The following is a 24,982-nucleotide window of genomic DNA, read 5'->3' as shown; positions in this document are numbered from 1 at the left end:
TAAGAATATGAGTGAAAAGACTAAGGTGGCGATGGTGGGCTGTTTTGATACCAAAGCAGAAGATTTTGCCTACCTACATAGTTGTTTGACAAAAGGAGGTGCTGAGGTAGTTTCCATTAATACGGGTGTTTTAGGCAGTACCGACCGATTTCCCGTAAATTTTGAGGCTGATCAAGTTGCATTAGCTGCAGAGCTAGACATCGCAGCATTGAGGGAGGCGAACGATAGAGGAGAGGCTCTCATTGTTATGGGTAAAGGTGCGGGACAAATTCTTATCAATCTTTTTCAAAAGAATGAGATAAATGCAGTTGTTGGAATGGGCGGTGGTGGCGGTACTTTTGTGGCTATAGAAGCTATGAAAACCCTACCGTTCGGTGTGCCAAAACTGTGTTTGAGCACTTTGGCCACCAAAGATTTATCTGAAAAGATCGAGGATAAAGATATTGTTCTTATGCCATCTATTGTCGATGTAGCGGGCCTTAATCGTATAAGCAGGGTGTTGATCAATCAAGCTGCAGGTGCCATTTTAGGAATGGCCAATATCGCGCCTTTGAAAGATAGCGATACCAGAGGTAATATAGCCCTTAGTGTATTTGGTAACACCACGGTATGTGCAAATAGGGCTTCTGAAATCTTAAAGTCGAAAGGATACGATGTTCTGGCTTTTCATGCCGTAGGCAGTGGAGGCAAAACGATGGAGTCTTTAATGGAAGAAGGTGTTTTTGATGCCGTACTTGACCTTACGATCACTGAATTGGCCGATGAGCTGTGCGGGGGTATCTGTAGCGCTGGTCCCCATAGATTAAAAGCTGCTTCAAAAATAGGCCTTCCACAAGTAGTGGTTCCCGGGTGTATTGATATGGTGAATTTTGCCGCGAAAAGTACGGTTCCTGAAAAATACCAACACAGGCATTTGTTCTCATGGGCACCCGACGTAACCCTCATGAGAACGAATAAAGAAGAGAACGGTATACTGGGGAGGCAAATGGCTGAAAGGTTGAACAGTTCAAAAAAAGCCGTAACCGTTGTTCTTCCCTTGAACGGATTATCTAAAATAGGAGCTAAGGGCGAGGTATTTTATGATGCCCAGGCCGATAAACAACTTTTTAGGTCTATCCGTGAGCATTTAGATCCGAAAATAAAAGTAGTAGAGGTAGATGTAAACGTAAACACACCTGAGTTTGCCGAGGTAATAACCGAAGAGTTATTGCTGCTAATGAATCAATAAAATCGAAAGTAGTTCAAACAAAATATAAGTATAACCAAAATTAAATATCAAAGTATGCCTAATAAGTGGACAGGAAAAGGAAACCCCTATACCAAACAAGAAGTAAGAGATCGCCTAAAAAAGGTTGTTGATCAAAACAAAGCAATTATTGCGGCCGGGGCTGGCACGGGAATTAGTGCTAAGTTTATAGAAAAAGGAGGGGCCGACCTTATTATAATATACAACTCAGGACGGTTTAGAATGAGCGGTCATGGTTCAACTGCCGGTATGATGGCCTATGGTGACGCCAATGCGGTCGCTATGGAAATCGGCGAGTTTGAAGTCTTGCCAGTTGTTGAAGAAGTTCCCGTAATCTGTGGGGTACATGGTAGCGACCCTCGAAGAAGAATGTGGCACTTTTTGGGGCAAGTAAAAGACATGGGTTTCTCAGGGGTTAACAACTTTCCTACCCATTCTATCATCGATGGTCATTTTAGAAATGTACTGGAAGAAACAGGTATGAGCTTTCAGAAGGAGGTGGCAATGGTAGATTTAGCTACTCGTATGGACCTATTTTCTATAGTTTACGTGGCAAAGCCAGAAGAAGCGGTTCAGATGGCCGATGCAGGGGCAGATGCCATTATAGCTCACGTGGGTACGACAGTAGGTGGTTCTATCGGGGTAACAGGGGCATCGGTATCTATGGATGCTGCTCTGGAACGCACCCAAGCTATAGTGCATGCTGTAAAAAAAGCGAATAAAGATACTTTCTTCTTGGCTCACGGCGGACCTATTAATACTCCTGAAGATGTGCGCTATACCTTAGATCACGTTGACGGTTTGCACGGTTTTGTGGGTGCTTCCTCTTTGGAAAGAATGGGTGTTGAGGCTTCCTTGACCAATTTGACCAAAGAGTTCAAATCGTTAACCCTTTAGAAACTGGAACATGTCCGATCAATGGAAATTTGTTAAGAAAGAAGATTTAATGTTCGAAGAAACCGTTGGCAGGCTACATTATTGGCATTACCACCCTGAGACCATGGCAGGGGCACAGTCTTATATGGTCAAAGTGGTAGTGCCCGAGGGCATGGGCCACGATTTTCACCGGCACCCTAATATGCACGAAATACTGTACATACTTAAGGGAAGGGCCGAACAATGGATTGAAGGTGAAATGCAATATCTAGAAGTGGGTGATTCAATATATATAGATAAAGATGTGGTGCATAGCACCTTTAATGCGGGTAAGGGTGATCTTGAGTTTCTGGCCGTATTGTCGCCACCAGAAGGTTGGGAAGCAGGTACGCTTGATGTGAGCCAACAAGAACCTTACGCCAGTTACCGAAAAAAATAGACCGAGGGCCTACCTGAAAGGCCTACTTACTAATCAAGAATATAGAAGAATGATAAAATTTAGATCTGGCATTTTTTTGGCCATTTTGGGTATGGGGCTCAATTCCTGTACCGAGACGAAAGAACCGCCACCGCCTCTTACCTACACGGGGGAAAATCCTAAGGTACAAGATCCACTGAGTCCTGAAGATTCACAAAAGCACATTCAGTTACCGGAAGGCTTTAGCGCACATCTTTTTGCTGCCGAACCGAACATTATCAACCCAATAGCCTTTACTTGGGATGAGAAAGGAAGGCTATGGGTAGTGCAGTCAAAAGATTATCCCCACGACTTGGCGAATGATGTGGGTGGTGACCGCATTACCATATGTGAGGATACCGATGGTGACGGCAAGGCAGATAAGTTTACCGACTTTGCTACTGTACAAAGTTTGACCACCGGAATCGTTTTGGTGAAGGGGGGCGCTATAGTGTCCCAGGCGCCCGAAATGGTCTTTTTGGAAGATACCGATGGTGATGACAAAATGGACAAGCGCACCGTTCTTTTTGGTGGTTTCGGTACATTCGATACCCATGCAGGGCCTTCAAGTTTGAGGTATGGTCTTGATAATGCCTTATGGGGTGCTGTTGGATATTCCGGATTTGAAAATACCTTCGGTGATAAGAATGTCAAGTTCGAAAGAGGGGTTTATCGCTTTGGCCAAGACGGTTCTTTCTTAGAACCGGTAGGTCAGTTCGATAACAATACTTGGGGAATGGGATACAACGAGAACTTCGAAATATTCGGTTCTACGGCCAATAATAACCACGCTTGTTATGTAGGTATTCCCCTAAAATACTATGAATATTTAGAAAAGTTACCTTCTTGGGCCCTGAATGCCGATTTCATTCAAGGCCATTATGAAATTTCTCCGGTTACCGACATTCCTCTACAACAGGTTGACGTTCGAGGTGGTTTTACCGCAGCTTCTGGCGCTAACTTTTATACAGCGGGCAATTATCCGAAAGAATATAGAAACCAGATGTACGTTGCTGAGCCTACCGGGCATTTGGTACATGTAGCCAAAATTGTAAAGGATGGGGCCGGTTATAAAGAAGTTGATGGCGGTAATATATTTGCCAGTACAGATGCATGGTGTGCTCCTGTTTTTGCCGAAACCGGGCCAGATGGCAATCTTTGGGTTGCAGATTGGTACAATCCAGTTATTCAGCATAATCCCGATAAAAGGGGAATGGACAATCAAATATGGAATGCCGACAAAGGTGAGGGTAATGCTCACATCAATAAACTAAGAGATTATGGGCATGGGCGTATCTACATTGTCAAATACGACGATAAGACTGATGATTCCATCAAATCCTTAGACGCTGATGACAACGAAGCTCTTTTGAGTGCTTTAAAAAGCGACAATCTTTTTTGGCGAATCACGGCGCAACGCTTGATTGTGGAAGGAGACAGAAAAGAACTAGTTGGGGAATTAACCGCTATGGCCGAGGAAGTTTTGGGCGAGAATGATGAAACCAATGCTCCCGTTTTACATGCCTTATGGACTTTAGATGGTTTGGGCGCCTTTGATGCGGAAGATGCCAAAACGCAAGATCTTTTAAAAAAAGCGCTTGAAAATGGAAGCTTTGCGGTGAAAAGAGCAGCAATGGCCTTGTTGCCAAATGATACGACGGGTAGTGAATTACTTGCAGGGTCTAAATTATTGACCGACTCGAATCCTCAGGTACGATTGGCGGCAATAGTTAGGGCATCTGAACTTCCTGAATCAACAGGACTTTATAATGCCATGGAAAAATTGGCCGGTGATGCATCCAATAGTTCTGACAAGTGGCTGAATGCAGCAACTAAGGTATATTTTAGGGAATTGAATTATGAAACGGTTGATCCCGCTGTCGTAGAAATGATAGTTCCTTCTGCCGAAGAGCGTGCATCGCAATGGTCATATACGACTACAAACCCCGGGGATGATTGGGCATCGGAGCAGTTTAATACATCGAACTGGAAAAAGGGAGATGCTTTTTTCGGGGGCAAGGCCATCGAAAAAGCTAAATCTCTTTGGGATACCAATGACATCTGGTTAAGAAAAGAGTTTCAATTGAATGAAGCAATTGAAGAGCCAGTCTTGAAGATTACCCACGACGATGACTATGAAGTTTTTATCAACGGCGAGAAATTGATGGCTGAATCCGGTTCCAGTGGTCAAGACTATAAGTTCATTAAACTTGATGAGGCCAAAAGCGAATTGTTCAAGAAAGGCAAAAATGTAATAGCGCTGCACTGTAAAAATACCGGAGGTGATCAATACATCGATATGGGTATCGGCAAAGTGGGCGAGACCAAGGCCGATGTGGTCTTTGATCTTAAAACGGTTCCCCAAGAAATGGCTTTTGACCAAACCGAACTTTTTGCCAAAGCGGGTCAAACCATAGAAATCAAATTGAAGAATATAGATCAAATGCCACATAACTTAGTGGTTGTAAGACCTGAAAGCCTTGATGCTTTTGGACCCTTGGTAGACGAGTTTGTGGCTACCCCGGAAGCAGAAAAAATGGGTTACGTTCCTAATTCTCGCTATGTCTTGGGTGCGACCACTATGCTTGCCCCGAATGAAAGTGATTCCATTATCATCAACTTACCGAACAAGCCGGGCCGATATCCTTTTGTGTGTACATTTCCTGGGCATTGGAGGTTTATGCAAGGGGTCATTATGGTAATGCCCAATGGTGAAAAAGAGGTTCAGGTCACTGGGGCATAACCAGGTGAGAACGATATATAAACAGAAATATAACAGAAAATGAGAAACATACTATTAGGTCTTGCTACATTGACGATGGCCGTCGGTTGTAAGACGCAAGAACTGCCAAAAGAATATGCTACTGATGCTGCAAAGGGGCATTACATAGCCAATAATAAGAAGGCCAGTAAAATTGCTATTACCGGAGGAGGCGGATCCCATGATTTTTTAAAGTTCTTCGGAAAAACTGATGGAAAAATCATGAGTGACAATGGCAGAAATACTGTAGTCTATTCCGAAGATATGGCGGAAATAGCTTCTTTGGTTCCAGTTGTTGATGTGCTTATGCTGACCAACAACAAACCTTTGAGTAGCGAGGTTCAAGAATCCATTTTTTCAAATGTAGAAAGTGGTAAACTCGATATGCTAATCTACCACCCGAGTACATGGTACAATTGGGAAGATTGGCCCAAATACAATAAAGAGTTGGTAGGTGGCGGATCACGCTCACATGAAGAACTGCAAGAGTTTGAAGTGATTGTCACCAAACCGGAGCATCCTATTATGAAAGACGTTCCGGCTACTTTTAGAATTGTAGATGAACTTTATCGTTGGGAAAAAGACCCTGCCGGAACAGATGTCGAGGTCTTGGCCATTGGTAAAGGTTTAGAGTCAGGTGAAGAATTTCCTGTGGTTTGGGTAGTAAAACATCCAAAGGCAAAAATTGTAGGCAATACGTTGGGGCATGATGAAAGAGCCCACGATTTACAGGCGTATCAAACTTTATTGAAGAATAGCCTTAATTGGTTGAATAAGTAAAATTGGCTGGAATGGTAATGTTGGTTAAAAAGTTTATATGCTTGAGTATTTGTTGGATGGCATTTTCAATGCATGCCCAAATACAAATTCAATTGCCGAAAAATCAAGTGGCGAATAATACCGATGTTACCAGAACAAAAGAAGGCTTGTTGTTATCATGGCCGTTGAAAAATGGCTCGATTGCAGAACTGAATCTGAATTTCGATAATGACAAGCCTTTATTCAGTGAACTTTCTATTTTAGACAGCGGAAAGAGGACTAGTATCGCGGAATCGGCAGATCCTGTATTTTTATTAAATGAGGGAAGCCGAACGCTTAAACCAGAAAATGGTTGGACTATTTTTTTCGATAAGGTACATACCCGCCCCTATGAATCTCATGTACTTAAATTAAACAAGAAGAGTGTTGAGGTATCAAAAAACGCTAATAGAACTGTTGTTTCTATTTCTGAGATTACCTCACCGTCTTTCAGCGGAAAGCTCGAGTTGACTATATACAACGGTATTCCACTTTTTAATATAGCTGCCGTAATTTCTACCGATGAGAATGCCAAGGCTGTTTTGTACGATGCGGGTTTAACATTTGAAAGTGCAACCAACGTTTCGTATCTCGATAATGCAAATTCAAGATTTGAAACAGCAGAGGTTCAAATCGACTCTGCAACCAATAAGGCGGTCAAATTTAGAACTGCTCTTGCACATGGCGAAAAAGGAGCGCTAGCCATTTTTCCTCCACCACATCAGTATTTCTATCCCTTAGATGAAGCCTTCAATCTCAAATCGGTCTGGCATGGTAAAAATTATAGAGATATGGTGGGTAAGTTTGGTGTCGGGATCAGGCACGAACCTGATGGAGACAATAGGTTTGTACCTTGGTTCAATGCGCCCCCGAAGTCAGAACAACGACTTAATTTCTTTGCGTACCTAGGTTCTGAATCTCCCGAAACGGTCTTGGAAGAAATCAAGAAATTCACGAATGGCGATACCTATCGTCCATTGGAAAATCATAAGACCCTTTCAAGCCATTTTCACAATGAGTTTATTATAAACGTAGTCAGGGCGGGCAAAGAAGTTCCTGAGAAACCCGAATTTGTTGATGTCTTTAAAGATATGGGGGTTGATATCGTTCACTTGGGCGAATTTCATTACACGGCACATCCACAGGGGCCCGATAGTTTGAGATTGCAGGAACTAAAGGCTTTGTTCGATATGGGAGAAAGATGGTCGGATGATGAGTTTTTGCTGTTGCCGGGTGAAGAACCTAATGAGTTTTTAGGAGGACATTACATGGCTTTTTTCCCCAAACCGGTCTATTGGATTATGGCCAGAAGCGAAGACCAGCCTTTCGTAAGTGAAGTGCCAGATTTCGGAAAGGTCTACCGAATTGGCAATAGTGACGAAATGTTGAAATTATTGGAATTGGAAAACGGATTGGTCTGGACGGCCCATCCAAGAATAAAGGGCTCAACGGGTTACCCTGATGCATACAAAAACGAAACTTTTTTTAAATCGGATCGCTTTTTGGGAGGTGCTTGGAAAGCCATGCCCGCAGATTTGTCGACACCCAAACTTGGTTTACGAGTGCTTGACCTATTGGATGATATGAACAATTGGGGACACCAAAAAAAGGTGTTGGCGGAAGCCGATTTGTTCACTATATCATTTGAGAACGAAATGTATGCCCATATGAATGTCAACTATCTTAAGATGCCAAATTTGCCTAGTTTCTCGGAAGGATGGGGCAATGTACTGGACCAACTTAGCCAGGGCAGTTTCTTTTCTACAACGGGAGAGATTCGCATACCTGCCTTCAAGGTAGATGGAAAAGAATCGGGAGAGTCATTGCAATTAAAAAATGGGGAAGCTAAGATAGATTTGGAGCTGGATTGGACTTTCCCTCTAAATTTTATTGAGATTATCTCTGGTGATGGCAATTCGGTTTTTAGGGAGCGTATTGATATGAACCATACCAATGCCTTCGGAACTGATAAATTCAGCTTTGAGGCAGAACTCAAAAACAGAAAGTGGGTTCGTATTGAGGTTTGGGATGTAGCTGCCAACGGCGCTTTTACCCAAACGGTTTATTTAAAGGATTGAATCCATTTTTAAAAACTAGTGTCGAGTGTTTAAGTTGACAGCGTAATACTCCCCAATGGCAAAACCTTCATCTTGACCGTTGGCGATAGCAGGCATATAATGTATTCCTCCATAAAAACGACTGATGGCCGCCTCGTTAGCAGCATCTCTGAACGATTTAAAATGGCGCGTAGGCAGGCCGAACTCTTCTTCTGTAGAATCTGCAAATTCAAAATTCTCTCCGAAAAGTTTGGTCAAAATAATAGCCGCTCCAGAAGACACTACACTGTGACCACTAGTATATTCAGGAAATGGAGGGGTCTGGAGTACCGGTAACCAGTTCGGGTCGATGTATTGATTGATATAAGTTTCTGGCCTGATGACCGAACTGCGGTATTTTTCATCCCAACAACTGATGAAGCAATCGGCTAGGGTGACCGCCAATGAAGCATAGGCTTCCGCTGATTCTACGGCAGAGGCCTTGGCTTTTTTGCAGACCAAAGAGGTAATGTTCATCCAATGTCCGTTAGGCGAAATCTTTTTGGTGGCGAACATAACATGCCCTCGTACGTTCATTTTAAAAGGGTTACAGTCCCAAAAATTGGCAATCTCATTTTCTTCGGGCGTATTGTTTTTCACTTGCTCATAAACATCAATGACATCTTTGTAAAACAAACTGGTACTGTCACGTGAAAAAGCTGGGGGAGCTACAGGCTTAAATTGCTCTGCAGAGTCGATCATAAAGGTTCTAAGTTTATTCCAGTTGGGTTCAATGGCCTTCATGTAAGCGGGAGGCGTGGGTTTCCAGTAGCCTTCGCCACTTTTTACGCTATAATCGGGCATTGACCTGATCTGGGAATATTTGTCTTTTGCGGACCATTGAAGAACGTGTTTTGCTACCATGTCTCCGTAGGCAATAGAATTATCGAATATTTTCTGCGGAATACCATTTTCTTTGATTTCCGCTAACAATTCCTTTTCAAAAGTATCTATGCGTTCTTCGGAGATGACAAAGGCCTTACCTGTGGTGAGAACCGCGTGAACCGCGGCTAGCGTAAGGTCGTATTTTTTATCCTTATCCAAAGAAGGGAAGGCTTCAAGACCATGAAGCTGGCCGGCCATTGATACATATTTTTTATTATCCTGAATAAGGGTTTCGTAGGCAGCTACCGAAACATAGGCATACGTTCTGCTGGTCACGGGTGGCGAATATATATCGTACACCATTACATCGGTAACCTGTTTAACGGCCCGATGCAAATAATCGGCTTCTTCACTGGCAGAAAGTTTCTTGTAATTGACCGGAGGTTTCGAAGAAACGGTCAGCATCATTAAAATAGCCAATAAACTTAATCTTTTCATTTGTGGGGTTTTGTCTTTAAAACCGCCTAAGCGGTGTAACTAGTTCGTTAAATTTGGGTTAGTAGGAATTCTGACTACAGGGCCTCTCTTTTTTCTCCTTTAAAATTGGTAATGGTAATTTTGGTAACACCTTCTTCTAAAGGTAGTGTTCTTGAAGATTGCGAAAGGTAGCTAGATCCATATTGAAATTCAACCCTTCTGCGACGGCCATCTTTAAACCAAATATCGGCAGAAAAATCGTCGGGTTGAATATGTACCCAATTCTTGGTTTTATTTGAATCTTTTTGCAATACAATAAGCTCATCTTGGTTTTGGGTTGCAACATAAAGGTCTTTTTGGTCAGCTATATGTACCTTGGCCAACCCTTTGGCATCACCCTTTACATAAAATCCGGAGTTTTGCAACTGCATGGGTTGAAACCCTGAATTTTTGGAACCCAATAAGCATAGGCCGTTAAAGGCATCGTGGCGACCGCTGTAGGGATCCATTCCGTAATCGTTGCCGACCATAAGTATATCCAAATAACCATCTTCGTTAATATCTTCGGCCATCATACCATAAATTGGTGCCGCTTGTGCTTCATTGGGTAAGGGAGACATGGCGAATTGACCATTGCCCTTGTTTTCAATAAAGGAGGTTCTCATTTCGTTGGCCTCTAAAATGATGGCTCCTTCTTTTTGGACTTCCGTCCAAAGTTGATCCATTTCGGCCATACCGTATGAGGTATAGGTAGGAAATTTTTTTCTCATGCTGACTACCTGACCCACCAAATCGTCACGTGATGGTATCGGATAAGGTTTGCGTATTCCATCGTCGCCCATCATATAACAAAAAACGGTTCCATCAAAAGATCCATTTTTATCCATGTCTTTAGCAATGATGGTCATCGGTTCTTCTGGGGTAGCTTCATAATTTGTGTTGAGCCCTAAGTTTCCGGCTACATAATCCATGTCACCGTCATTGTCAAAATCGCCGGCTACTAAGCTGTTCCACCAGCCTTTGCGGTCTTCGATGCCCGTTTTTATTTGGACCAGCGAGTCTCCTGTATTTTTGAAAAAGGTAATGGGCATCCACTCACCGGCCAAGATAAGGTCCGGTTTTCCATCCATGTCAAAATCGCTCCACATTGCATCCGTAACCATTCCGATGCGTTTCAATTTAGGGCTATAAGTCTCGGTTACATCAACAAACTGACCGTTATCATTACGGAATAAAAAGCTTTCCGGTGCCTGTGGATAGGCTGCTGAAACTACTCTACCGCCTATAAAAAGGTCAAGGTCACCATCCCCATCAAAATCAGCGGCTTTTACACAAGATCCATTGGTGAAATCTTTAGGAAGGTTATTGGCCCGTGTAAAGTAACCTTTACCATCATTAAGAAAAAAGCGGTCATTGCTGATTTCGTGCCTTGCAGGTATTTCGTAGCTGCCACTAACTAGGTAAAGGTCAAAGTCGTTGTCGTTGTCGGCATCGAAAAAAAGTACGCCCATATCTTCATAAAGAATGTCTTCTTTTTGCGAGAAACGATTGGCATCTTTTATAAATGTACCGTCACTATTTTGTATAAAGAACACTCCCGGGTTATCGGAAGAACCGCCAATATATAGGTCATCATGACCGTTACCGTCAATATCGCCCACGGCAATGCCCGGCCCATATTGACTTAATTTATGCGGAATGGTTGGCTGAATATTGAAGTCTGAAAAGTCTGTTTCTTTTGGGGTGTAAACCAATTGATGTTCGGAAGAAGCGTCGGAGAAAATGGAGTTGTCAAAAGAAGGCTTACTTTCTTTAGTGGATGTCGCATTCGAATAATCAACCGTAATCTGATTCTTAACGATGTTGCTTAAAACTTGGGATTTTCCATCGGGCCACTGTACCCGCAAAGAATCAACCTGGGCCGCGTTGCCGATACCTAGATGAATTCTAGAGTCATGGGTGGACAGATAGCCCCTGATTGGGTAATGCTCAAAATATTGCATTTTACCGTTGGAGTATACCTTTATGGATGCCCCATAACCATCAGGATTGTTGGCCGGGCCTTTAATGGATACCGATACATGCCCGTCTGAAACATTCAAGGTATTTTCATAGACAAATGCGGTGTCATTTATATTATTTACTAAAACATCAAGGTCACCATCATTATCAAGGTCGGCATAGACCCCACCATTTGAAAATGACTTTTGATTTAGCCCCCATTTTTTAGAAGTATTTTCAAATCTGGAACCATCGATATTTTTAAAGGAGTAATTGGCCAATTTAACTACGGGTAAGCGGTCGGTCATTTCAAGAGTGTAACTCTGTGCCCCTGCTGTTTGCCCGCTTTCATAGGCTATGTAATCAAGATCAGTGACGTCTTTAGGCAATCCATTGGTTATGATGAGGTCTTTATAACCGTCATTATCAAAATCCGCAGCAAGCGGGCACCAGCTCCAATCGGTTTGGTAAATACCTGACATAAATGCCTGATCAGTAAATACAGGGTGGCCGTTAGGGGTAGGCCCGCTGCTCAACTGAAGCACATTGCGTACATATTGGTAGTTGTAGCTGTACTGTTGGTTGTTGATGTAATTGTAATACTCATTACCGCTCAGCATTCGTTTTTTACGAAGATTGTTCTCAGGAAGCATCTCCAATGAAATAACATCGGGAAAGCCGTCATTGTTGAAATCGACTACGTCGGTACCCATAGCATTCCATGCCGTGTGCTTGAAATAGTTGTCTAACTGATTGGTAAAAGTATTATCTTGATTATTGATATAGAGTAGGTCGTTCGATACAAAATCGTTTGCGACATAAATATCGGGCCATCCGTCGCCGTTAAAATCACTGATGTTAGCGGCATGCCCCCATCCTTCTATGGTGATTCCTGCATTTTTCGAGACATTGGTAAACGTATGGTCTCCGTTGTTTCGGTAAAGGCGATCTGTATTTTTTGCAGAACCGTCGGTCAATTTCGCCCGATAGCGAATGGGGGTGCGAGAATCATAAATTTCATTGGTGACCAGATACATGTCTAAATCACCATCTTGATCGTAGTCAAAAAAATAGCCTTGTGTACTATATCCATCATCGTCCAACCCGTAAGATTTGGCCGACTCTTCAAAAATGGGAATTCCCTTTTTGTTGGTTCCTTTATTGATATACAAGAGGTTGGTTCTGCGTTCGGGGTCATTTCTAAATGAAGCCGCGACATAAATGTCTAGCCAGCCATCGGCATTGATATCGACTACTGAAATTCCCGTACTCCAATGGCCTTGCCCATCAACGAGTGCCTCTTTAGTAACATCCTTGAAATTAAAATTTCCTTGGTTGAGGTAGAGCTTGTTTGAAACCATGTTGCCGGCAAAATAGGCATCAATAAGTCCGTCATTATTAAAATCGCCCACACCGATACCTCCTCCATTATAAATATTCGCCTGGTTAAGAATATTGAGGGTATCGCTTTCCGTCAATAAATTATTGAATTCAATTCCGGTACGGTTTGCCGAATGCAGTTTGAAAAGGGTGTTGCTGTCTTGACACCAAATAAAATAGGGGGCCAGCAACATGACCATTAGTAGTCTGAGTTGATAGTTAGTTTTCATTAGTTTGAGTTTTCTTGTCAACAACAGGCAGATATAAAAAAACCTTTATTGGCAAAATCTGTAGTTAAATCGAGAAAAATAAAAATAGCTTTTGGTATCAATAGAAACTTTACATATTGATTCTATTGTTCAACAATTTGGTTCAAAACTGAAATTCTATAGGTTTTATAATCCGGTTCCATCACCAGCACCATAGCCAGGTAAGTTACCAGATACTCTTCTTATAAGTGAAGGACTTAATCCTGTTTCATCAACACGTAAAATTGAGTTTGGTAAAGCTCTATTTGCATGAAGTGCCAATTCTATTTAAGCTTGCAAAGGCGATAGATTTCCTTTGTTTGTAAGGTATGAAAAGCCATCTCGTCCGACTTTCAAACCTTGCTGAGATATACTTTGTGCTGCTTTTTTACTTGTATAATGATATAAATATTTACTTCCCTCTTTTGCGGCTCCTTTTGCCAAAGATTTTGCACCAACCTTAACCCCGGTCTTTACAGCCCCTTTGAAAACAGAAGCAATACATCCAGAACTATGAAACCAATTCCCATGGCTACCTGCCACCCATCACCGTCACGTATGCCTTCATAAATATCGAGGCCACTGCGTAAATGCGTAAACTGTCATAATTTCAAAACAAAAAAAACCCGTGGCGGTCTTTTGATTACGCTAATTCTTCTTCAACAGCTGCTAACAAGGTAACTTCACCTACCTTTGCCAATTGAATAATTCCGGATCTTGATAGAGCTTTAGTCGTAAATGGAACTATAAATTCCTTAAAAAGGTTATCTAGAAAATCTTTTCTTTTAGTTTCTTCCATTTCATTTTCAAAATCAAAAATTGATTTATATTCATTTGGTTGTTTTCTAAATATATCCCCAGTATCCTTTTGACTAATTTTTTATTTCTTTTGTAGTCTATTCCAAATATGCCTTGAATGTAAATCTTAATGTTCAATTCATAATAATCGCCAAATTTGGACTTCTGCAAATCGAGCACTACAATAGCTTCGAGCCATCAAAAACATACTCAAATCCATAGGATTTGGCTGTTGTGTTAAATGTTTTTTTAAATTCTTTACTATTCATAATCCATAAACATCTAAAACGGTTTTCCACTGAATACCTTTATAACGAGGCATCGACTTTAATTCTTTCATATACATTTGAAGTTGTCTTTGCCCTGTCTGCATAGCTCGTGGATTATACGACACCCCAACTAAGAACAAATGTATTCATAACCAAGAATCAAACACAAATGGTAATCAACCAGCAGTCACCTTTCTGTTGAGGTGTACTCTAGCCGAATTTCAAGCTTATAATTTCCGGCAACATACCATGTAAACAAAGCTCAGAAAATTTTTCTGAGCTTTGAGTTTTTTGAATAACTAACTAAAGTATTTCAGGTATAATCGAAGTTCCCTGGCTTCTTTAATAGCCTCCTTTCTATTTCATTCTTTGCATTGTACTTGGCAAAGTATAAAATGTTAAAATTGATTTTATCCTTACTAGCTTTTTCAATTGCAAACCTGTTAATCTGTTTTAAATGTAAAGTTTTCGTTTTGTCGTCATAGTCTGGCATTTTGCCATTCTCCAGGATAAAGACAATAACTTCCAAATGGTCTTCAATATTTTCGTACGAAATAGATATTATTCGTTCCTTATTCCTAAACTCCACATCATAAAAGGCATTGCCATTTATAGTTTCATTTACTTTAGTAAAGTTAAAATCAGTTTCAAGAAAGGAATAAAACCTTTTTACCAATTCTACATATTCTTCTCCTTCTATCATAGTTTTTGAACTCGAAGATGACTTTGATTTAATTACTAAGCCGCTTTTGAGCAATTTTATATTTCTGCTTTAAAGAAGTTGTCAGGCTCTCTTCATTTACTTTTTGCAAATGCCTGACCACATCAAAGTAATTGCCTTCTTTCCAGGCTTTATTAGCTGCATCCAAAAACTTTTTATTTATTAAATTCTCAGTGAATTCATCACTTCTTTTCTTGTTGAACTTTTCAAGGCTAATCACATCCGATTCATTCCCACTTAGTAATCCAATACCATCACCTACAAAGAATAAGAATACATTATTTACAAAAGTCTCTTGAGGTAGATTACTAAGTTTCAAATCGGATTTGAAAAATTCCTTCATCACTTGATTATCAATCTCAACTTCTTGAAAACCATCTCTACCAAACCAAAGAGTATTTGAATTTTCGCGTGGGTTATGAACAATTTCAATAACCAAATTACCCGCTTTATAATTAACAGTATAATTTGATTTGCCAGTTAATTTAAACCCATATTCTTCAAATAATGGGCTAAGCTTTTCTGATATAAGTTTATGAAATTCCATGTATAAGTTTTGTTTAAAATCCCGGTGGCATCCATGCCCCATTACTTGGGCTATAAATCCATCCTCTACCTTGAAGAATTGATCTTTCAGCATTTAAGAACCCTTTTGTAGGTATCAGATTTCCATTCGGTAATCTATAAGAATCGAAGATAGGCTTACCTAAACCCATTTCTCTTCGTAACGCACCGTAATTGGCTTTCCAGTTTAATTTCGGGGTTCCTTTGTTTGGTAAATGAAGCATATAATCTCCTGTCCTCCATCCAACATTTTTACCAGTTTGAGGAGCTCCCCACTTGAAAAGATTCAATCCACCCTGAGTACCTTCCTTAACAGCTCCTTTTGCCAAGGATTTGGTCCCAACCTTAACCCCGGTCTTGACAGCCCCTTTTACAACAGAAGCGGATCCAAGGGTGAAAACGTCCAACACTAAAAAGCCCGCACCCATGGCAACCTGCCACCCATCACCGTCACGTATGCCTTCATAAATATCGAGGCCACTACCCACAAAGGGTACAAAGTCGGCACCGGTACGTAGCACATCACCAGTCGATATACCTAATCCACCTTCGTTACCAGACACGCTAAAGGTAGGCAAATTACTCTGTACATTCGTTGATGGGGAGGGTACTTCCATTGCGTGGGCTACCAAAGGTGGTGCAGAGCCTCTTCCGCTTCTACCATGAACCCAATCAAAGAAATCGTCTATTGGCCCTTTTATGTGTTTGTTGAACCATCTATTGGCTGGCTTGCCAATGTTCTTTTCGTACCAGCGCCCTGCCTCCCTGAAGGGTCTAGCAATGGCATCGCCAACATTATCCCAATTAATGGGGCCAAAAAAGCTTTCATAGATTCCAATTACCCCAGTGGTCCAACTAACATATGGAAGACTAAGGAACTTGCTGAACCACCCTTGATTGGGCTCCTCGGTAAATTCCCCCATTTCACCACTAGGGTCAACATGCATTAGCGGGTTGTTCCATACGTAGCCATATCTATTATAGCTAAGTGTATTAAATGGGTCCTGAATGTAATTGTCTGGCATTAAGAATCTGTGCAGCATAGAGTCGTATAGACGTCCGTTCATATGAACCAGATTGGCACCAAAGAGATGTTCGTGGCCGGTGTAACCACGGTCCAACATACCACCTCCTGCCATACCTCCGGTAATTGCCGTACCGCTGCCATTCGTCCATTTTACAATATTTCCCCATGCATCAAAATGCCTTTTCTCTTTTAGATTCCCGTTCTTGTCGGTTATCGCAAGGATACTGCCCAAATAGTCTCTGTGCAGGTATTGGTATTCCGCATTGGTAGAAGCGGCCTGCTCAGAACGATAAATGGTTGGGGCGGTATAGGCGTCCCCACCCATATAGGTTACAAAAGTGGTCTTCCCTGTATTCTTGTCCCAAGTAATTTCCATACTGCCATCTCCGCTGTAGTGCCTACGGTAGCGGCGCAAAAGCTTGTCTGTCTGGGTATCACCATAGAACATATGGGCCCTATCCATACCATCATTGTATTGAAAGCTATAGTATTCCTTTCCGTTCTCTTTGATTTCAACCGGGCTTTTAAAAGCATTGTAGGTGATATTTTGGGAGGTATAGTTGTTATAATAACCCTCTCCAGTTGCGTTCAACGTTAATTGGGTCTGTTGAAAACTAGTGGAACTATAGGCAAAGGTACCCAATGAGGAGATGGTGTTTATCCTTCCCTTGCTATCGTAATTTTGGTTTTTGGTGCCATTATTGTCGTTGAACGTTAGCAGGCGGTCCATGCTGTCATAGGTAAAGCTCTCAGACCAACTAAAAAGACTATTTGTACGACTGTTGAGTACCCCTTTCTGTGCATTAAAACCAAATGTAAGTTTCATAACCTCCAGAGGGGTTGTTGTCACATTCTTTTGTGCAAGAGCCTGTGTCAGGTATCCGTAAATATCATACGTGTTGGTAAGCTTTTGTCCCACACCCATAGTAGCCGTGACCAACTGCCCACGGGCATTCAACCCGGTAATGTTGAACAACTCTTCATTACTGGTATTGTCATTGATATTTTTTAACTGTCCATTGGCGTAAGTGTTCTTGACCTTTACCCTACTATATTTGTTATTACTAAGTAAGCGGGCCTCACTATCATCAGTTGCGACCCTACCAAAAGCATCATAGGTAAACCATTTGCTAAATTTAGCAAATGTGTTGGTCTCTACCGTTGCTGTTACCCTTTTGTAACTATCGTAGGTGATGACGGTATTACTGTTGTTACCATCGGAATTTGTTAGACTTATGTTCGTAGGTAATTTTGTGGTGCCATCATATGTAAAGGAAGTAGTCATATTGGTATTGTCACCGGTCACCTTTTTCTGTGTAAGCTTTCCAAGTGAGGAGAAGGTATAGTCTGTAGTCCCCTTTGGCGTTGTCTCTTTTACTAGTTCCCCAAAACCGTTATAAGAATACGTATATGTACCCGCTGAAGGATCTATAAGCTTGGTTTTTCTGCCCCAACCGTCTTGTTCCACATTCAGGGTTATGCCCCCATAGGTGCTTGTTTTCATAGCCCCGTTACCATAATATGTGTAAGTTATGGTGCCACCAGGATCGGTCACTTGGGTAATATTACCCATAGCATTCTTAGTGGTAACCACAGTTTTGGTACCGTCGTTAACTGTCACCGATTGACCTGAATAGGTTATATTGGTTACTTTTCCGGTATATGAAGTTCCTTTGTTCGGACGACCATATAAATCGTATTCCATAATATTCCATTGACTGGCCGCCGAACCAATGTAGGATTCACTTTCCTTCCAAGGTCTGTCGAACTTGTCATACTGATAACTTTTTGAAACCCATTGACCAAGAACATCTTTGTATTTTTCGGTGATCAACCTTTTTAAGGGGTCATAAACACTAATAGTGCTTCCACCGTCATCCCCTGAAGCTGTCACGGTGTAGGAGTATCCAGACTCTACATATGTTGTATTTGAGTTTTTTCCCAAATAATCAGTAATTTTGGTCAACCTATTCCAACTGTCATAAAAAAACTGAGTAGCAATACCGTAGGGATTCGTTTCCTTTTTTAATGTTCCAGTAAGTGTATTGTATTCTAAAACAGTGCTTAACCCTTCTACATTTTTGCTGGTGAGCATATAGCGGCCTGAAGTATCGTATGTAAAGTTAATCTCCCTGGCAGTAGTTCCATATGGAGTACTTGTTTGTTTAAGAACGTTTCCAAAAGCATCATAAACATAAGTTTCGGTATCAAACTGCGTCCCATTGCCTTTTGTCTTCTTTGTGGTAATTAAATTCCCTGTATAGGTGAATTGTTCCTCGAATGAAAAAGTATTTCCATTTATAGTAGTTATAATTTTATTGGTCAATGGCCTGCCAATATAATATGTAGCCCCAGTACTATTACCATAGGTCATATCATTTACACTTTTACCCTGCCCAGAATAATCCACCGTAATCTTCGTTGGATTGTTATAGGTGTCATATATGTAACTTGTTGATATCGCTGTACCTTCCAATCGGTTCTGCATTACATTGGAAGTATTGGAAAGTTTGAACATTTTGTTAGGTGCAATGCTAGAGGCGTTTACATATGCGGTTTTAACGATATAGTCTGAGGGTATACTGTAAAAATTGACAGTGTATGGAGTCATGTAGGAACTAGTCAGAGCTCCCCTGTTTGCCATATCGTGCTTTGTAATGGTCCAAATCCGGTCCGAGTTTCCAGTGTTCCATTCACTACGTGCCAAACCTGTAAATCCAATAAAACCAAGGCCATCCTCATGTGATACTGCGCCTTCATATGAAAACACTTTTCTTATGGAAGTGGTTCCACTTACCACCCTATCAATGGCCACTGCTAGTTTAATACCACGACCAACATCGATGTCAACATAAGGATAAACCTGATTACTTAGCGAATAATATACGGGGATATTATCAAGACCAACCTCGGTTGTCATCATATCTCGATACGTAATATTTTGAACAATTCCGTTATTTGAAATACTGCGAAGCAACATGTCTTCTCTATTGTCCTTACCAAAGGTGAAATAAAAGACTCGGTTGTTACTAATGGTTGCAAAATCCAAATTATTGTTGGCCTTGTTCATCGAGGACAAGTAAACAGGAACTGGAAAATGGTTCAGATTACTATTTATAGTTTTACTGGTTATATAACTAAAGGCCGGGGAAACATCGGAGGCAGTAGATAATGTATTGAAATACATGCCCACGCTCTGGGAGCCATTTAGACCATTATTATTGGCCACTGTATGATATTCCAGTATATCCGTACGACCATCTCCATTGATATCAGTGGGTATCAAATTATAAGTTGAACTTGGACTAGAAGATACCTGGGACAATTTAAAGGTGAAAGGGTAATTACTTTCTGATTTTACGAAACTGGTTCCAGTAGATCTGAAAAGGGTGAATAGACCACTATTGGCTGCAGTTGGGTACATTATGTCGATCTTGCCGTCGCCGTTGTAGTCTCCTAGCATAGGCTGATATGCCATTTTGATTCTGGAATCAGTGGTAGTCCATAGCGATGTAAAAGAATTGGATGCACTTAGTGTATAGGCATACATTTTGCCCTCGGTGATATGAAGGATATCAGTTTTACCATCACCATTAACATCAGCAGTCAACAATCTATCGGTAGACTTAAGGGTTGTAGAAAGTGCGCCTGCCGTCGTAGTAAACCCGGAGGAAATCCTTCTGTCCAAATTGACATAATAAACAGTAGATGTAGAAACCGTTGCACTGGTGCACTCGCAACAACCGTCTATAGGAGCGACAGCATTTGCAGAAGTGGAATTAATTAAAATGGACGTGGAAGATGAAGCCATAATAGGTTGCGGTCCATCACAAGGGGGGGATTGCTGAACGCAACTCCTCCTTGTATATGACTTACTGATTGCGATAACATCAGAAAGGCCATCACCATTAAAATCCCCTGAAATGTAGCTCATGGGAACTCGATTTGTTGTTGGGGTACTGCTACAATAGCTAGTAGTAGAATAACTAGGGGCGTTCCATATTTTTTCATAATACTGTGCCGCGGCACCATAGTAACTTTGTCCATTTATCTTGAACCTAGTTTCATTAGTTCCAGTGTGTGTGACTAATGCAAAGCCTTGTGCTTTGTCTAGTTTATTTGAAGCATTTAAATAGGAAATTGGGAATAAGTTCTCAAATATAGATGTCGTTACTTGGCTTCCTATATTCGTAGCACCTGATTGTATATCTTCAAAAACCCATATTTTGTTTCGTTCTGATCGGTTCAATGGATAAACAATAAAATCCATCTTACCATTCCCTGTATAATCAAGGGATACCACTTCAGCATTTCTTTGTTCAATATTATTTACTGTTAGCGTTGTTGTAATACCGGACCCTGTTAAGGTTTGTTGGGTATCATTATAGGTAAAGTTTACTGGAGAATAGCTCAACGAATTGTCACCGTTCTTTTCAGTAACACTATTGACTCGTTCATAGCCCAATGTGTTGAAACCATGGGATAAAATATAGTTCCGGTACCCAGTTGCGCCTGTTTTAACCCGTATTTCAGAAAGTATGTTCTTTCGGCGAAATTCTTGGCCTCCCATATAGGATTGTTCAGGTCTTTTTCTTGTTTTGTAAACAAACTCAATGCTGTTGGGAGCTGTTCCAGTAGATCTATGTCCATATTTGATGGTACTTATGCTAAGGTTGTTGTCGACAAGGGTATATGTATAATCAACTTTCACGCCTTGTGGGTTCTGCCAAGAAGAGATAGCATATTCCAAGCGAGAATAAGTATTTGTCAAATTTCCGTATTGAGCAACGGATCCATCAGGATAGGTAACAGTAAAAGAGGCTGGTCCGTAGGAAGCACCATAATTTGAAGTTCCATTAGCTACTATCTTGATATTGGAGAATGTTTCTGTCTCATATACTGACCCTGAAGCCCCATAAGTACCCAATTTGAGGACTAACCGTTCTCCGTCCAAAGCGAATCGGTCCAAGTTGTCAAAGTCCACCGGGTCAATGTTGTTATCGTGGTACTTAGTAGATGCAATACGAGTAATTACCGAAAGACCGGATATGTTCCATCCATACCCTGCTAATCCGTTACCAGCCTGGCTATTGTAAGATATCGCAATTGTTGGTACTACTCCATTAATTCCTGGTGGTACAACTATGGGTAAAGAGTAGTAGGCACCTCCTGACATCGAAACAGAAAGTTCACCAGTCGTTTCCGAAATTTCATTTCCACCTATGGACATTTTTTGCATGGCCTGTGGTTGTAAAAGAATATTAGGAATAGTCCCCTCTTGACTATCACGATCTGTTACATTTATTGGTGTACTTTCTAAGACAACCTCTTGATAATTGGTCTGCGCATTAGACATGTTAAGAAATATTAGACAGATTGCCCCTAGTAGAATTTTTATCATAATGGTAATGTGTTTTAGAATTGTTGGATTGGGTTTAGCAAGCCCTTTTACTTTATTAATTTTGCATTTAACCTTAGTTGGAAATGGCTACAAGCAAAAACCCGATATTTACTAATAAGTATTTCCTTTTTTATTGCTGTCGGATGACCTTAAAGAATCTTTTTTCTCCATTTGCAAACAAGACATTGACCATGTAGAGCCCTGGCGGATTCTGTCCGAAGTCAATAGCTTTTTCGCCAGAGGAACCCTTTACTGGGATGTCCATTACTAAACGTCCCTCTACAGAAAAAACCTGAATCCGTGTTGGTAACAAAGTTTTGTGTGGAAACCAGTCTACGAACAGAGTTTGGGTTACTGGGTTAGGATAAGCGATAATTTCCAATTCAGAAATATTTTCCATTACCTCAATTTCAGTATCAAATGCTTCTAATGATAGGGAATCGGATTCCTTTGGCATCATAGCCTTAAGGCAGGTAGCGCACACCCGATCTCTCAAAATTTGATTGCCGGCTGTATCGTAGATAAATTTTAATTTTTGTTGTGCCGAAGCTATGACACTGAATAGTGTGAGCAACAATAGTAATCTTTGTTTCATTTGAACAGATTTAAAGTCTAAAGAATGGCCACCATGCTTTTACCAAAAGCTGACCTAATGTCCAAAGGAGAGAAACGTACTACATCTGATGTAATTAGTTATGCTAAATGTAGTTAAAAGAAGGATTTACAAATCAAAATTATAAAATACATTATGTTAAATATTTGTTAATATTTTTTTATAAGTACTTGTAGTTCAAATAGTTATGAAATATGTCTTTTTATTGTGAATTTTGTATTTTCATGCTTCTAAAAAATATAATTTCCATAAAAAATATCTTCAAAATGATTGTTTCATTACGGTAAATACAAATAATGTGTTTTTGATAGAACGGTGTTAAAGTAATTTTAACTAAAAAGTGTAAAATTGGATAAAATCTTAAGTTTAAAATTCTTCTCGGACGGTAGCTTTGGTCGCTAATATTTCTCACTTATTAATAATCCAATTGTTCTAATAATAATCGATAGGATTATTCAGTACAGGTATCATAGATCGCTTTCCAATTCAAGGTTTATAGCTACTTTCCATCCATTGTCAACTGCCCCGGGTTTGCTTTTGTCGAAAGTGTTCAGTAAAACAGGATAAAATCGGTTTTTTTCCAAATGAGCCATTATAGGATTAAGCAATTCGCTTTCAGGTTGCAAATATTCAATCAGAAAACCCAAACGCTGTAAAACACTTTTATTCGAATACCATGTTAGAAGTTCTAGTAGATGTGGAATTTTCACTTCTTCTAGAAGCTCTTCAAAATTGGCCAACATTCTATTTAGACCGCCAAATTTTGTTTGATGATGGATTAGATCAACTATGGTCAAAATCGGGTCTGAGACATTGAAGTATCCCGCATCGGATTTTTTACGGATAATGTTCGATTCGGGCCAATTGGAAAGCGTAAAAAATCGGACATCCATACCTTCTTTTGAGATGGATAATAAAGCTGGCTTTGTGGTGAAGACATATTCTTTTTGAATTTGTTGATGTGATGCCCCATGAAATTTTGCTGCGGAGAATCCACCCAAATAGTATTCCCTTTTGAGATATTTGAACAATTTGTGTATGTAAAGTTCTATGGGAAGTTTACCTTGGGTTGCATACCTTGGGGGTATTATCAAATAGAAATTTTGCCGTAAGGCAATAAGCTCCTTTTTAGAGGTTAAATAAGTTACTTCTTTTTTGATGGCAGAGGCGGGTTTATCAATGGCACCTCTTAGCTCATCCCATGTAAAGGAGTATTCTTCTCTTGATAGACAGACTTTTATGTATTCAGATACATCCAGCTTTAGTAAATTTTCGAGTAAAGTACCAAATTTTAGGTATAAACTCGAATTTTTACTAAAAAATTTCAAAAATAAATCCAATCTTGTTGGTTCCAGTCCAATAAAACAGCAAAGCTAAAAGCGTGTATGTGCAATAAAATGAATTGCTTGATTTAAGGTGTCACAATTTGTGATACCTCTCAAGAAGATACCACCCTTTTTTATTGGTAATTCTAATTATTTAGTGAGACTACCGTGCAATCTCTTTTCATCTATTAACATGTGTTTTCAAATTTGGAAAAACCGAAAATCATTTGCTATATTGGGCATCTATGAACGTTATCTGTATCGAAGAAAAAGCTTTTTATACCCTATTGGATAGGATGTTCAAGTATGTCCAATCTCAAATGGAAATGGATACTCCTGATAAATGGATTGGCAAAAAAGAAGCGATGCAGCTACTGAGAATAAAATCATCTACTACCTTACAAAAATTACGGGACGAAGGCAAAATCAGGTTTGCACAACCTGAACGAAAACACATTGTTTATGACCGAGATTCCATCAACGATTATCTTGAAGCGCATGCCAGAGAACCTTTTGATACAAACTGATTTCTTCGCGTTATAACCAAATTATGAACATCTAAGTCTATATCCTCTCCAATGATATTTCATTAAAGGATAAACCCTAAATATTGAGGTTTATCTACAAATGAAATAGCAACATAAACCTTGTTTTTAATTATTGGCTTTTCGGAAAGGCATTTCCCAAGCTCCTGCGGAAGTTCAAAAATCTTCCACTTCAAGACTTCCCGAGCGAACCGCTACACTAGTTCGCACTCGGGGTCTTTGCGTTCCAAATTTTCGAACCCCCTCGGAGCCGCGCAAAAGAACAAGCGGCGGAAAAGCCGCTTGCCCTTTCTTCCCCCTACCCACAAAAAAATTGAATATTTCCGTATTTCCTTGATTTTTTAAACACCATATTAGACCAGATAAATTCCCCGATCGGCCTTAAATAATCTCATATGGTTTCATATGATTTTAAGAGTTAAATAATTGATTATAAGATATTTAAATTCAAATTTTATAGCTTATATTTATCCGTGAAACGGATAGCGAGGTGCATTCTAAGTAACCTAGAATTGTCTACTTCTGACGAAGTGTTTTGCCCTGAAAAGCATCGA

17 protein-coding genes are annotated in these 24,982 nt (G+C 40.4%); 7 read left to right on the top strand and 10 right to left on the bottom strand.

The window, feature by feature from the left end:
• Positions 1–7 precede the first annotated feature (7 nt).
• From IV512_RS15515 to IV512_RS15490, 6 genes are read left to right on the top strand one after another with little or no spacing between them, the layout of a single operon-like run.
• Positions 8–1,228, top strand: a complete 1,221-nt coding sequence (locus IV512_RS15515; protein WP_209404982.1) for a Tm-1-like ATP-binding domain-containing protein — start codon at positions 8–10, stop codon at positions 1,226–1,228.
• A 54-nt stretch (positions 1,229–1,282) separates the two neighbouring features.
• Entirely contained in the window at positions 1,283–2,143 is an 861-nt protein-coding gene (locus IV512_RS15510) for a phosphoenolpyruvate hydrolase family protein (RefSeq protein WP_209404980.1), read from the top strand.
• Between the two features lie 10 nt (positions 2,144–2,153).
• Entirely contained in the window at positions 2,154–2,561 is a 408-nt protein-coding gene (locus tag IV512_RS15505; RefSeq protein WP_209404978.1) for a cupin domain-containing protein, read from the top strand.
• Between the two features lie 49 nt (positions 2,562–2,610).
• Positions 2,611–5,322: a PVC-type heme-binding CxxCH protein gene (locus IV512_RS15500; RefSeq protein ID WP_209404976.1), complete on the top strand. Its 2,712-nt coding sequence runs from the start codon at positions 2,611–2,613 to the stop codon at positions 5,320–5,322.
• A 39-nt stretch (positions 5,323–5,361) separates the two neighbouring features.
• On the top strand, positions 5,362–6,120 hold the full coding sequence (locus IV512_RS15495; protein ID WP_209404974.1) for a ThuA domain-containing protein: 759 nt from the start codon (positions 5,362–5,364) through the stop codon (positions 6,118–6,120).
• Positions 6,121–6,176: 56 nt separating this feature from the next.
• A complete protein-coding gene (locus IV512_RS15490) occupies positions 6,177–8,216 on the top strand; it encodes a hypothetical protein (protein ID WP_209404972.1) in 2,040 nt (679 codons plus the stop codon).
• 15 nt (positions 8,217–8,231) lie between these two features.
• Here IV512_RS15490 and IV512_RS15485 read toward each other — a convergent pair whose 3' ends face one another.
• The 10 genes from IV512_RS15485 to IV512_RS15440 form a co-directional block, all read right to left on the bottom strand.
• Positions 8,232–9,557 (bottom strand): vanadium-dependent haloperoxidase, encoded by a 1,326-nt coding sequence (locus IV512_RS15485; protein ID WP_209404970.1) that lies wholly within the window; start codon positions 9,555–9,557, stop codon positions 8,232–8,234.
• Between the two features lie 74 nt (positions 9,558–9,631).
• Positions 9,632–13,147 carry a VCBS repeat-containing protein gene (locus IV512_RS15480; protein ID WP_209404968.1) on the bottom strand — a complete coding sequence of 1,172 codons (3,516 nt, stop codon included), beginning with the start codon at positions 13,145–13,147 and terminating at the stop codon, positions 9,632–9,634.
• 306 nt (positions 13,148–13,453) lie between these two features.
• Entirely contained in the window at positions 13,454–13,708 is a 255-nt protein-coding gene (locus IV512_RS15475; RefSeq protein WP_209404966.1) for a hypothetical protein, read from the bottom strand.
• A 100-nt stretch (positions 13,709–13,808) separates the two neighbouring features.
• Complete coding sequence (locus IV512_RS15470) at positions 13,809–13,964, bottom strand: hypothetical protein (RefSeq protein ID WP_209404964.1); 156 nt, start codon at positions 13,962–13,964, stop codon at positions 13,809–13,811.
• A 264-nt stretch (positions 13,965–14,228) separates the two neighbouring features.
• A complete protein-coding gene (locus IV512_RS20075; RefSeq protein WP_371743306.1) occupies positions 14,229–14,357 on the bottom strand; it encodes a hypothetical protein in 129 nt (42 codons plus the stop codon).
• Positions 14,358–14,545: 188 nt separating this feature from the next.
• Positions 14,546–14,935, bottom strand: a complete 390-nt coding sequence (locus tag IV512_RS15460; RefSeq protein ID WP_209404961.1) for a hypothetical protein — start codon at positions 14,933–14,935, stop codon at positions 14,546–14,548.
• A 28-nt stretch (positions 14,936–14,963) separates the two neighbouring features.
• The gene (locus tag IV512_RS15455; protein ID WP_209404959.1) at positions 14,964–15,500 is read right to left on the bottom strand and encodes a hypothetical protein; all 537 of its coding nucleotides are present in this window, start codon (positions 15,498–15,500) and stop codon (positions 14,964–14,966) included.
• 13 nt (positions 15,501–15,513) lie between these two features.
• Positions 15,514–21,945 (bottom strand): FG-GAP-like repeat-containing protein, encoded by a 6,432-nt coding sequence (locus IV512_RS15450; protein ID WP_209404957.1) that lies wholly within the window; start codon positions 21,943–21,945, stop codon positions 15,514–15,516.
• Positions 21,946–22,075: 130 nt separating this feature from the next.
• Entirely contained in the window at positions 22,076–22,540 is a 465-nt protein-coding gene (locus tag IV512_RS15445; RefSeq protein WP_209404955.1) for a T9SS type A sorting domain-containing protein, read from the bottom strand.
• A 485-nt stretch (positions 22,541–23,025) separates the two neighbouring features.
• Entirely contained in the window at positions 23,026–23,886 is an 861-nt protein-coding gene (locus IV512_RS15440; protein ID WP_371743305.1) for a type IV toxin-antitoxin system AbiEi family antitoxin, read from the bottom strand.
• Positions 23,887–24,128: 242 nt separating this feature from the next.
• Here IV512_RS15440 and IV512_RS15435 point away from each other — a divergent pair, with 242 nt between their 5' ends.
• A complete protein-coding gene (locus tag IV512_RS15435; protein WP_209404953.1) occupies positions 24,129–24,410 on the top strand; it encodes a helix-turn-helix domain-containing protein in 282 nt (93 codons plus the stop codon).
• Positions 24,411–24,982: the final 572 nt, after the last annotated feature.

Source organism: Pseudozobellia sp. WGM2, assembly GCF_017810075.1.
Taxonomy (GTDB): domain Bacteria; phylum Bacteroidota; class Bacteroidia; order Flavobacteriales; family Flavobacteriaceae; genus JADNYK01.
This window is presented reverse-complemented; position numbering and strand designations above follow the sequence as displayed.

Bases quoted from the DNA above. Each gene is read 5' to 3' on its own strand.
- IV512_RS15500 (WP_209404976.1), top strand. From the start codon at position 2,611: ATGATAAAATTTAGATCTGGCATTTTTTTGGCCATTTTGGGTATGGGG.
- IV512_RS15470 (WP_209404964.1), bottom strand. From the start codon at position 13,964: ATGGAAGAAACTAAAAGAAAAGATTTTCTAGATAACCTTTTTAAGGAA.
- IV512_RS15450 (WP_209404957.1), bottom strand. From the start codon at position 21,945: ATGATAAAAATTCTACTAGGGGCAATCTGTCTAATATTTCTTAACATG.
- IV512_RS15510 (WP_209404980.1), top strand. From the start codon at position 1,283: ATGCCTAATAAGTGGACAGGAAAAGGAAACCCCTATACCAAACAAGAA.
- IV512_RS15515 (WP_209404982.1), top strand. From the start codon at position 8: ATGAGTGAAAAGACTAAGGTGGCGATGGTGGGCTGTTTTGATACCAAA.
- IV512_RS15490 (WP_209404972.1), top strand. From the start codon at position 6,177: ATGGCATTTTCAATGCATGCCCAAATACAAATTCAATTGCCGAAAAAT.
- IV512_RS15495 (WP_209404974.1), top strand. From the start codon at position 5,362: ATGAGAAACATACTATTAGGTCTTGCTACATTGACGATGGCCGTCGGT.
- IV512_RS15480 (WP_209404968.1), bottom strand. From the start codon at position 13,147: ATGAAAACTAACTATCAACTCAGACTACTAATGGTCATGTTGCTGGCC.
- IV512_RS15435 (WP_209404953.1), top strand. From the start codon at position 24,129: ATGAACGTTATCTGTATCGAAGAAAAAGCTTTTTATACCCTATTGGAT.
- IV512_RS15485 (WP_209404970.1), bottom strand. From the start codon at position 9,557: ATGAAAAGATTAAGTTTATTGGCTATTTTAATGATGCTGACCGTTTCT.
- IV512_RS15505 (WP_209404978.1), top strand. From the start codon at position 2,154: ATGTCCGATCAATGGAAATTTGTTAAGAAAGAAGATTTAATGTTCGAA.
- IV512_RS15455 (WP_209404959.1), bottom strand. From the start codon at position 15,500: ATGGAATTTCATAAACTTATATCAGAAAAGCTTAGCCCATTATTTGAA.
- IV512_RS15460 (WP_209404961.1), bottom strand. From the start codon at position 14,935: ATGATAGAAGGAGAAGAATATGTAGAATTGGTAAAAAGGTTTTATTCC.
- IV512_RS15445 (WP_209404955.1), bottom strand. From the start codon at position 22,540: ATGAAACAAAGATTACTATTGTTGCTCACACTATTCAGTGTCATAGCT.